This is a genomic window from Vibrio mediterranei (genome assembly GCF_900088415.1).
Classification (GTDB): Bacteria; Pseudomonadota; Gammaproteobacteria; order Enterobacterales; family Vibrionaceae; genus Vibrio; species Vibrio mediterranei.
Window position 1 is genome coordinate 37,852 of sequence record NZ_FLLQ01000016.1, and the last position, 11,139, is coordinate 48,990.

An 11,139-nucleotide genomic window follows, 5' to 3' on the forward strand; every position below is an offset into this window, starting at 1 on the left:
GAATGCCCCTTTGTTTCAATACATAGTGAAATATCAAAAAACTAGCTATCGCTTAATTTTTCAATTGTTGATTGATAGCCAAAGTTAGTTCTAGCTCATCATTGCGATAATTATGGGTCCCCAAAGTGTGAGAAATATATTGGCCACGGCGTAACAAATCGTAAAGCTTGCTACAGGTGTACTATTTTCTGTCTTATCCAATAAAGCGGCAAAACCTGGGTTAGCACTTCGGCTCCCAACCATGACAGCCATAGCTTCTACAGGGTTTTTGATACGCAAGACGAAATAATTAAAAGCTACAATAAGTACTTGTGGTAAAAGCGTAACCACTATACCTAATAAAAATAATGTCGATCCGTGTTGTTCAATTGCCTCTAACGCAGGCTTACCAGCGTTAAGCCCAACAATGGCCACGAAAACTGCCAAACCAAAAGTTTGCATAAAATTAGCAGCACCAGAATTTACAGAACCAAACTTAGGCGTACGCATGCGTAAGTAGCCCACTAAGAGCCCCGATACCAAGCAACCAAGTCCCGACCCTAACCCAATATGGGTGCCCCCTATGGTGAAGCCTAATTCACCAATTAAAAACCCTAAGACCATACCAAATGAGAAAACTGTAAAATCAGTAAAACTAGGCAACGGAGAACGGTACCCAATCGAATCCTCTATTTTCTGCAAATCTCCTTTTGCACCAACAATTGTTAGCTCATCACCTAAGTGTAACTCTGTATTTTCATGAACATCGACTTTATGTCCCATCCGAACAATTTGTGTAAGATACACTCCAGGATTCACATTTTTAGAAAATTGTTCATGGATAATTTTAATCGTTTTATTTGCGTAAGATTTATTCGTCAACACAACAGTGTGCTTCACTTCAACAACATTTAATGCGTCGGTAAAATCGCCTACTTCACATCCTGATATAGAAGACGGAATTTTCGCAAACTCTCTAGTTAGTCCGCTAAAAAACACAATATCGTTCTCTTTGACTATCGTTGTATTATCAAGTACTTTCTCAATCGAAATACCATTTTCAAGAGCTGAAATTCCTTCAATTTTAATCCCTTTGGGTATGTACTGCTCAAGGTCTGCTACATTTTTTTCGAGTAGCGGTGAGCCATTGATGACCTTATAAGCACGTGATGTCACTCTACTAAACGCGTTAAATTCATCTTCTTTAAGCTGCTTAGAGCCCCCACCTAATTTAGCCGCCAATTTTGATGCTTCCAGGCGCAAGTCCCAACCACAAACCATCGGAATTATCGATACCATCAGAATCGGGCCAAGAGAACCAAAAATATAAGTAATAGAATAACCAACAGCGACATTGGTTTTTAATAGGCTAGCTTGCTCTGCAGTAAGGTGTAGTTGATCTATTGCATTCCCTGCAGTCCCTATTATCGAAGATTGCGTCAGTCCGCCAGCTGCAAGTCCTGCAGCCAAACCCATGTCAAGTCCAGCCCATTTCGCACAAACATAGACCACTATTAGGCCAGTAAAACACATCATAAACGCAGCGAACAATTTACCAATAGATGCCTTATTAAATGACGCAAAAAATTGTGGACCTCCGTTGTAACCTACCATGAAAATAAATAATGCAAAAAAGATGCTTTTAACCGCACCATCGATATTTATTTCACCAACCTGACCAATAACAACCGCAGCAATCAAGCTTCCCGCTACTCCACCAAGCTCAAACTTCCCGATTTTAAATTTACCTAGTAGGTAACCAAAACCAAGTGTTAGAAACAACGTTATAAAAGGTTGTGTTTCAAGTTGATTTATAAAAAAATCCATGTCTTCTCCATATACATTCTTATTAGCTACCACCAATATCTATTAGTTAAAGTTAGGTGGCTAATTCAAGTAATTCAAGTAATTCAAGTAATTAATATTTGGGACATATTGGGGCTTTGATGTAATGCGCGCACCTCCATTCTAACATTGTTGTACTACACAGCTTTGTTGCAATACTCAATGCACTCTGTCTTTTGACGTCATTAAGCCACTCGGTAGCTATCGGGCATCCCAAGCTGACTAAAGCGGTTTAATATCGATGCGCCTAGCATCATTTGCATACACGTTATCTTTGGGAGGAATGATGATATCGGCTTTTGGAAATGCTTCAGACAAGATGTCATAAGCGGGCTCTGTCGCAAATCTAGTTAGAGGTGTGACAGACCAACCCTACAGATGCAATTATACTGCGAGTGCGTAGAATCGCTCAAAGGCAGTCTGGCCTTCAATATCTATCTGCTCTTGTTTCAACATCGTCCGCACTTCTCGTCCATGCAAACTTGCTAAGGCCCCTTCCATTGACTTCCAACCCAGCGCTTGACGGGTTTTCTGCTTAACCCAACGGTGACTCTGCTCAACGATATTGTTCAGATTTTTAATGTGTAATATCTCTACTAATGAGAGCATAAAGTAACCCGTCAACCATAGCTGAACATTCATAGAATCAATGGGCGGGTAGTTACTCTTGCTTCCATCTAGGACGACTTTTCTTGGTAAACTATTTTTGCGTTGGCCTTATTCAGAAAGGCTTTAGCAGCTTCCTCATCACGGTTCGGGCTAAGATAATAATCGACCATGTTTCCACATTTATCGACCGCTCGATAGTAGTAGACCCACTTACCCTTTGCTTTGATATAGGTTTCATCCATTCACCATAAGCCAGATACGGGCTTCTTTCTACGCCTCGCTCTGTGCTCTAATACTGGCGTAAGTTAGATAACCCAACGATTAATAGTGGCATGATCCACAACGACTCCGCGCTCCAATTGTATCGTAAACGCCCCATAAACCCACGGGGCGATCTTTCTAATGTTTGAAGTTCCAAGGCAGGAGTGCATCGATATCTGGCTCTGCTTTCGCCAGCTCTTTCATGCACTTGACCATATAGTCATAGAGGATAAGTCCATTGGCTTTCGCGGTCTCGACGATACTGTAAAGCATCGCGCTCGCTTCAGCCCCATTAGGGTTAGTTGAGAAGAGCCAATTTTTTCTGCCAATGACCAGCGGTTTTATTGCGCGTTCAGCACGATTATTATCTATCGATAAATGACCGTCATCGATATAGCGGATAAGTTTCGGCCATTGGCCGAGCGTGTATTTTATCGCCTTACCCAGCGGGCTAGACTCCATCACTTGTTGAGTCGTCATCCACTCGTACAACTCATCCAGTATCGGCTTAGCATGCAGTTGACGTTCTACTTTTCTTTTTTCAGCAGATTCACCTGTTAAGCGGGATTCTATTCCATAGAGCTTCTGGATTTTGGCCAGCGCTTGACTTACCTTTACCTTGAAGCTTCTTAGCATCCATGAACTTACGCCGTGCATGCGCCAAGCAACCAACATTAGTGACTTGGTGAAGCCCATCATAGGCACCATAGCCATCGGTTTGCAGATAACCACTGTAATCCCCCAAGAAGGCAACAGGGCATGCCCTCGCGCGACTGTTTTGATAGTCGTACAAGGCGATATTCTTTACATTCGGCAGTGCAGCGTCGGGCGAGTCTGCACCCGAGCAGTAGAGCCACATATAACACTGTTTATCTTCTTTGAGGACATTGAGCGGCGTTTCATCCGCCTGAACCACCACTTGTTGAAGTAGATGCTCTTTTAAGGCGGCATAGAGGGGTTTGAACTTCTCACTGACTTGGATAACCCACCTTGCCATGGTAGTTCGCGACAGCTCAATACCCGACTGAGTAAACAGCGACTCTTGGCGGTAAAGTGGCATTGCGTATTGATATTTACCAAGGATGATATTGGCCAGCAAGCTTTCTGTCGCGAAGCTTTTAGGGATGATGCTCTGGGGCGCTGGCTTTTGAACGATGTGGCTTTTGTCTTCAGTTTGCTCGCACTGACGACAAGCATACTTAGGACGAACATATTCCAGCACTTTGAGCACAGCTGGTGAGAACTCAAGTTTCTCAGTGCGGTCTTCACCGATTTTATGCAGACTATGTTGGCAGCATGCACACTGTTTTTCATGGTCGTCTAAATCAAGTTCGATAACCTCACGAGGCAAAGTCTTTGGAAGTGGCTTGCGTTTACCACGCTTCTTCGTTGTGGTCGTCGTTACCTCAACCTCTTCTTCCTTAGCGGCTTCACATTCCACTTCGTTGAAGAGGTCACCTTGAGATTCATCGTAAGGCTTTAACGCCTCAGAGCGTTTTGCGAACTGGCGGTCGAAAGCAAGTTTGAGATGCTCAAGCAGAGATTGACGCTCTTGTTTCCATTGGTTTTCTGACGCCATCAGCGCTTTCACCATCGCTTTCACCATCGCTTTCACCATCGCTTTCACCATCGCTTTCACCATCGCTTTCACCATCGCTTGTAGCTCGGCAACATCTTGGCTTTCTGGGTTGATATCTGGCGTCTTTTTCATGGCATTTATTATACTAAAATCATGCCATTTACGCTTGGTATATCAGGCTTTATTATCGATTAAGTCATTGTAAAATCGTTTATTTGAACGGGTTTATGGCCGATAATCGTGAAGCCTGAAAGCAGTCTGTCAAGCTCGAATTGAGTCAGGGTAAACACTTCATTTTGCTCTTTTGTAGGCCATTTATACTTGGCTTTTTCAAGGCGTTTATACCAAAGCGCAAAGCCAGTTTTATCCCAGTACAGCACTTTGATTTTGTCGCGCTGTTTATTGGTGAACAGGAACAGTGCGCCGCTTCCCAAGGGTAAATCGGTGTCACTTTCGATAATCGCCGCGAGGCCATTAATGGACTTTCTAAAATCGACACTCTCACGATACAGATAAATCTCTGGTGCGCTGAGCATATGTTTCATGACAAGGCTCCAATGAGTTCTGCCAGGTAGGCAGCGGGCATGTCTTGAGGAATGCTCAACTCCACATCATTGATGAGAAGTGTCATGTTAGCGGTGGCTATTTGAGCTTGATATTTCGTTGTCTTTTCGACGATCTCTGCTCGTACAAAGCCTTGAGAGACATCCGCTTTTTTGAGTTGCTGGCGCTTAGCATAAAACGTTGAGGGATTGAGTTCATTGAGCTTACAAAATGCAAGCGTTGACAATGAACTCGATTCAGACTGCTCGATGAGCGTTTGCCATTCTTGATTAGTGTGTCGTTTTCCCATTTCAAATCTCCTCATGGTTAGAGATTTGATCTTACTCTTCGCGCTAGGCGATTAGAATGCGGGTTTTATGGAGCGCTTACGAAAAAGAAGGTAAGCAGTAGTAAATAACGTGTTATTTTAGGTCGTGACTCCAACCTGTTGATTGGATGATAGAATCAACAGGTTGGAGTCATGACCCAAAGTTGAGCGTCAAATACAAATACAAAGGTAGGAGCACCCAAAATGAATCGAACACTAATAAGAAGTTCTTTCCTGACTAATCATATAAAACAAAGTTCACTTCAAACTTAAAATGTACATAGCTATCGCTTCTGACTCATCTCGATTAAAGGGAGGTGGGTGACCGTTAACCTTTCCAGTTTTGATGGCATAGCCCAGTCTATCAACAGCATTCGGTTTTCCTTCATATAGCGACTTCAACTTCAACAATGTTTCCTGACTAACGCCACAAGCGATACAGTCATTTGACGACATCAAACTTAACGCGTCTAAGTTCTCATATTTGTACACTTGTTTGGATTGATAGGATTCTGTTAATGCAACAATTTCAGAATCATTTTTAGTCGCTGAACCATAAGCTACGGCTAAATATGCAGCGATATATTTCGCTTCCTCCATGCTGATAGGAGCACCGTATGCATTTCTCATTTTATACATCTCTGCCGTCCACTCTTCAAAATCCATTCCTGGAGGCTGATAAAAAACATAATCCATAGCATGGCATAGATGGCACTTCGATTTTGCAAGCTCGTAACCAGGTAAATCTGAGCTTTTCAATTTAGTGTTATCCGAGGGCAAAACTATAGAAATAAACTCGGCATGCACTAAAGAGCTCAACAACAGACATAGGCTAATCAATATTTTCATCTTCAAACCACCTTAATGTCTGTTCGTTCTATGACATTTCGATTATAGCCACCGTGATTCCATGTCGCTTTTGTTGGTTGCTCTTCCCCACTGTTAGCTGTGGCTCTTACCATGAGTAGTGTCCTTCCTTTCTCAGTGAAGGTATGTTTTAGCTGCCAACCACGATAAGAAAAGCGCCCCAAATCTTGACTTAAAACCGTACTAATCCATTTTTTGCCACCATCAAAAGAAACTTCAACCTTCTTTATTCCACTTCCACTATCGAATGCAATGCCTTTGATTGTAATTTCTTTCTTAGATTCGACAGTATCTCCATTCTCTAAACTCGTTATGAAGCTTCTTATTGGAAAGGTTGTCACAGGCTTAGTTTTTGTAGCCCTATTTTCAGGAGTTTCACATTTGCAATCATTGTCGGGTAAGCGGTACCCCTCCGACATGAAAAACGAATCAAAAGTATCAAATTCGCCCTCAATAACCTTTAAATGAGAAACATGTTTAACCCAATACGTTGCGAACCACCCCGGTACAATCAGTTTTACAGGGAACCCGTTTAAAAAAGGTAATGGTTCATCGTTCATTTCCCATACGAGCATCGGTTCGCCAGTATCGACATGCTCCAAAGGCAGAGATTTGAGGAAGTCTGGAGTGGTGTGTCGCACTGGTCTATCGAGGCCGTCCACGACAACACTAGTTGCGTTCTGTTTTATTCCGGCTCTCGCCAGGACGTTTTTTAATGGAACGCCTTTAAATTTGGCATTACCCATGGCACCGTTACCCAATTGAGCTCCAAATACTCTAGGTGATGAGTAACCACGGCTATTACCAGTACATTGTTGAACCGCAACGATTTCTTGCTGGCCTTCAATAGACTTGAGCTCAGCTAAGCTCATAGTCACGTCGTTATCCACCATACCCGTAATCTTGATAGTGTAACTATCGGTATCAATAAAAGTCGGTATGTCAGCCAAATGATATCTAACAAAAAAACGATCGTTAGGTGTAAGAAGACCCTCATTAAAAACTTCAAACGGAGTCTCTAGATGTGGAGGTCTAGTGTGAACGATAACCATATCTTTCTTTTGAGGAAATGTGCTCAAAATTGGCTTTGGACCATCAGAAAAAGTCACGCCCTCACCGTCAGAATAAGTAACACCGTTTTCGACAAAAATCTTAGCCATGGAGGAAAACGACGTAGAACCTAATGACATAAGACCACATGCTTTAACAACCTCTCTTCGCAATTTGTTTACATTCATGTTTACTTACCTCTTATTTCACTTTATCTCTGATAGGTATTTAGAGAGGGACTCAATTTCTTGCTTAGAAAGCTTTTGAGCGATGTTATACATCATTTGTCCTTGGTCACCTTTACGAACTCCTGAACGCCAGTTATTTAACTGTTCTAACAAGTAATCTGCGGATTGTCCCGCCAACCTTGGAAAGGAAGGACTACCTTCGAGCTTATCTCCATGACATGTTGTACAAGCAGGGATCGCTCTTTGCCAGTTACCTTGATATACCAGCCTTTGAGTTGGGTCTTCAATTAGACCACTGTCGGGTATCTCAGGTGTGTTATTTTCAAGTTCTTTTACATCCAAGGAAGCGTAATAGTTAGCTGCCGTTACCCTGTCTTGCATTCCTAGATGAGATACCATCCCTTTCATCGTTACATTCTGTCGTATGCCATCAGCAAATAAATTCATCTGGTTGTAGATGTATTCGAACTTCAGACCCACAAGATTAGGCACACCGAGCACGATACTTTGACCATCTTTACCATGGCACCCAGCACAAGAAGCGATCGTTGCGGGGAGCGGTTTTTCGTTCCGTGACAGTACGTAAGTCGAATTGTCTGTAAGCGCTATGAGTGACTCTGGTTCTGCCTGTAGGGATAATAGATAGGTTATTAGTGATAGTATCTGGTTTCGAGTTAATCTTTCTCCGAAGGCTGGCATTTGATTGTTTATACCATTAACGATATGGTTTCTTATGTCTTCTTTTCGTTCCCCATGAAGCCATATGTCATCAGTCAGATTTGGAGCGCCAACTCCTTTATTCCCTTTTGCATCCTTCCCATGGCAAGAACTACAATGGGACTCGAAACTGTCGTTGATGCTAAAGCTCGACCGACTCAGCCCAAAAACATATTCTGTAAGTTCATCTATATCTTGCTCCGTTAGTTCTTCACTCCATCCAGGCATACGCCCATGTCTTCCACTATGTATCGTTGCATAAATGTTCATTGGAGACCCTCCGTACAGCCAATCTTCATCAACGAGAATCGGAAAGTTGTGCTGCCCAGAAGCATCTTGCCCATGACATGCCCCGCAGTTTTCACTAAATAGTGCCTTACCACTATCGACCACATTTTCTTGCAATATCAGGGCTTCGAACACTTGTTTATCAGTTTTCCCAACAAGCGTATTGTCTATTCTGTCATCTAAATTTACAGGGACGCCTACATATGCATCCTCCTTTGGAGTCCAATTCAGAAAGCCCCCCCATGTAGCAAAGCCCGGGAAAAGTAAAACGTACACGATGGCACCTGCAAAACCGAGGAAATAGCCTATGAAGAGTATTCTAGGGATAGGGGCATCCTTTTCGATGATGCCTCCGAACTCTTCTAAAGTGTGGTTTTTATCTGCGCTGCTTCTCTTGCGAAACTGTGAATAAATTACCGCAATCATTATGAAAAAAAAGATAATCGAAAGAATCGTAGATAATGTTTTGCTCCATTCCATCACTGTAGTCCTCCAGCTGCGCTGTGAGTATCAACCCCAAGACTCATTAAATAAGCCACTAACGCATCACCCTCTGTCTTATCTTTTACTTCACTTTGTACGTGAGAGATCTGTTCATCGGTATATGGCACACCTAGCTTTTGCATGGCTACCATCGCTGCATTAACATGTGCCGCATCAAGCGGTTTCTCAAAGAGCCAAGGATACTGGGGCATTATGGAGTTCGGAACGACTGACTGAGGGTTAATCAAATGCTGTTTGTGCCAATCCGCTGAATACTTCAACCCTACATTTGTCAAATCTGGTCCGGTTCGTTGCGAGCTCCAGAGGAATGTAAACTCATAAACATCATCCTCCATTTCGTTTGGTCTACCATAACGCTTCCGCTCTGCTTCAAGATTTCGAACCATTTGTGTATGGCAAGAGACACACCCTTGAGCCATGTATACGTCCCGGCCAGCTAACTCTATAGCCGAGTATGGTTTCGCCGTTGTCTTCTTAGCAAGTTCATTTGTAAAGAAAAAGCCAGGGAACACCCAAACAAAAAAAGAAAACAAAACAACAATCGTAGTTATAGTGATAAACGCGAATAAAGACTTAGCTATTGAATTTTCCATATCATTACGCCTTCTGTTCCGTTAACTTTGTTCGTACCCTCACGGTCATAAACAAGTTATAGGCCATCAAGAACATACCTAAAACATAAAAACCTCCTCCTAATGCACGGCCCAACATGTATGGATGAATAAAATCTAATACCTGAGAAAATGAGTAGGCAAGCGTACCGTAGTCGGTCAATGACAACCACATGGAGCCTTGGCCAATTCCGCCAATCCAAAGAGAAACGATGTAAAAGAGAACACCGAGATGAGCTAGTACAAAGTGAACTTTCACAAGGGTGTAAGAATAAAGTGGTCTGTTGTAAAGCTTAGGTATCAGATAATACAGTGTCGCTATCACTGTCATACCTACCCAGCCTAAAGCGCCAGAATGAACATGCCCAATAACCCAACTTGAATTATGAGCTATTTGGTTAAACCATCGAATCGCCATTAAAGGGCCTTCAAAAGTGGCTAACGCGTAGTAAACGATAGATGACATGAAAAACCAAACAATAGGGTTCGTTTTTCGTGCCTCTCTGTTAGATATCGCTGTCATCCATGCGTTAAATGCACCAGCCCAAGAAGGTAGCCAAAGCAATAAGGACATTACAACGCCAATGTTTTGAATCCATGAAGGTACGGATGTATACACCAAGTGGTGAGTGCCAGCCCATGTGTAAAAGCCAATCAGTCCCCAAAAAGTAATTAAGGATAAACGATATGAATATATGGGTCGATCCACAACTTTAGGAATAAAGTAATAATTTGTGCCGACGAATACTGCAGTTAAGAGAAAACCTACTGCGTTATGACCCCACCACCATTGAACAAGCGAGTCACTTACACCAGAAAAAATAGAATAGGACTTAAAGGGGTATAGTGGCATCGCAAGATTATTTACCACAAATATAAGTGCAATGACAATAATAACCGCACCGCTAAACCAGTTGGAAACGAATATATGTTGTACTTTCCGTCTGGCTAATGTGGAAAAAAATACAAAGCCAAAAATCAACCAAAGCACGACTATAGCAATGTCTAATGGCCACTCCATCTCAGCGTATTCCTTTGTGGACGTGTATCCCATCGACAGTGTTACGACCCCCAAGACTAACACTAGTTGCCAACCCCAAAATAGGACTTTAACCAAGCCTAAATACGTCAGGTTAACGGAAGAGGACTTACAAAGGACATAGAGTGAGAGACCTATCAAGAAGTTACACACCATACCAAATATAACTGCATTGGTATGAATAGGTCGAATCTTTCCAAAATTAATATATTCATTAGCAAAATTTAGTTGAGGTAAATATAGCTGCACAGCCGCTAAAAGCCCGACTAGCATACCAAAGATTGCCCACCCAAAAGCAGCTAACACAAAGGATTTAGTGATTTTTTCTTCTTCTTCAAACATATTTACACTTTCCAAATAATAAACTAGTTCGATACCAAACCTGATTGTTATCTACGCTACAGCATTTTACTTCCACCTTTTCTAGCAACATTTTGATCCGCATAAACTGAGTCTAGAACAGTTCCTTTTAATTGCGACTTATTTATGAAAATTTGACTCATCGTTATAAAAAGTGGTCATAACTCCGATACCGACAACTTTAATAGACATACTTGTTACTCCTGTTCTCACTGGTTGTACTATCAGTTTGGTACAACGACGCGGCTTTGTTGCCGAATTCAGCTAAAGAGCGAACGCTAGCTAATTAGCTCGCATTTTAAACAACATACTGAGTTTCGGGCATACCTATCCCAGTTAGCTTGTTGAGTGCTTTGATCATGGCGTAAGTC

8 protein-coding genes and 2 pseudogenes are annotated in these 11,139 nt (G+C 42.2%); all 10 read right to left on the minus strand.

What is annotated here, in order from left to right; translation table 11 throughout:
• Positions 1-90: 90 nt before the first annotated feature.
• A complete protein-coding gene (gene aspT / locus VME0621_RS25130) occupies positions 91-1,806 on the minus strand; it encodes an aspartate-alanine antiporter (RefSeq protein WP_062463757.1) in 1,716 nt (571 codons plus the stop codon).
• Positions 1,807-2,208: 402 nt separating this feature from the next.
• Positions 2,209-2,798, minus strand: a pseudogene (locus tag VME0621_RS27115) (IS6 family transposase); the annotation flags it as partial.
• 34 nt (positions 2,799-2,832) lie between these two features.
• Positions 2,833-4,405, minus strand: a pseudogene (tnpC, locus tag VME0621_RS25140) (IS66 family transposase).
• 59 nt (positions 4,406-4,464) lie between these two features.
• A complete protein-coding gene (gene tnpB, locus VME0621_RS25145; protein ID WP_012127827.1) occupies positions 4,465-4,818 on the minus strand; it encodes an IS66 family insertion sequence element accessory protein TnpB in 354 nt (117 codons plus the stop codon).
• Entirely contained in the window at positions 4,815-5,126 is a 312-nt protein-coding gene (gene tnpA, locus VME0621_RS25150) for an IS66 family insertion sequence element accessory protein TnpA (RefSeq protein ID WP_062463761.1), read from the minus strand. The genes tnpB and tnpA overlap by 4 nt, the downstream gene beginning before the upstream one ends.
• Before the next feature lie 276 nt (positions 5,127-5,402).
• The gene (locus VME0621_RS25155; RefSeq protein ID WP_062463763.1) at positions 5,403-5,993 is read right to left on the minus strand and encodes a c-type cytochrome; all 591 of its coding nucleotides are present in this window, start codon (positions 5,991-5,993) and stop codon (positions 5,403-5,405) included.
• A 2-nt stretch (positions 5,994-5,995) separates the two neighbouring features.
• The gene (locus VME0621_RS25160; protein ID WP_062463765.1) at positions 5,996-7,249 is read right to left on the minus strand and encodes a molybdopterin-dependent oxidoreductase; all 1,254 of its coding nucleotides are present in this window, start codon (positions 7,247-7,249) and stop codon (positions 5,996-5,998) included.
• Positions 7,250-7,267: 18 nt separating this feature from the next.
• Positions 7,268-8,530, minus strand: a complete 1,263-nt coding sequence (locus VME0621_RS25165) for a c-type cytochrome (protein ID WP_231893007.1) — start codon at positions 8,528-8,530, stop codon at positions 7,268-7,270.
• A gap of 203 nt (positions 8,531-8,733) precedes the next feature.
• Entirely contained in the window at positions 8,734-9,351 is a 618-nt protein-coding gene (locus VME0621_RS25170) for a cbb3-type cytochrome c oxidase subunit II (RefSeq protein ID WP_062463769.1), read from the minus strand.
• Between the two features lie 4 nt (positions 9,352-9,355).
• Positions 9,356-10,750: a cbb3-type cytochrome c oxidase subunit I gene (locus VME0621_RS25175; protein ID WP_062463771.1), complete on the minus strand. Its 1,395-nt coding sequence runs from the start codon at positions 10,748-10,750 to the stop codon at positions 9,356-9,358.
• Between the last annotated feature and the right edge of the window lie 389 nt (positions 10,751-11,139).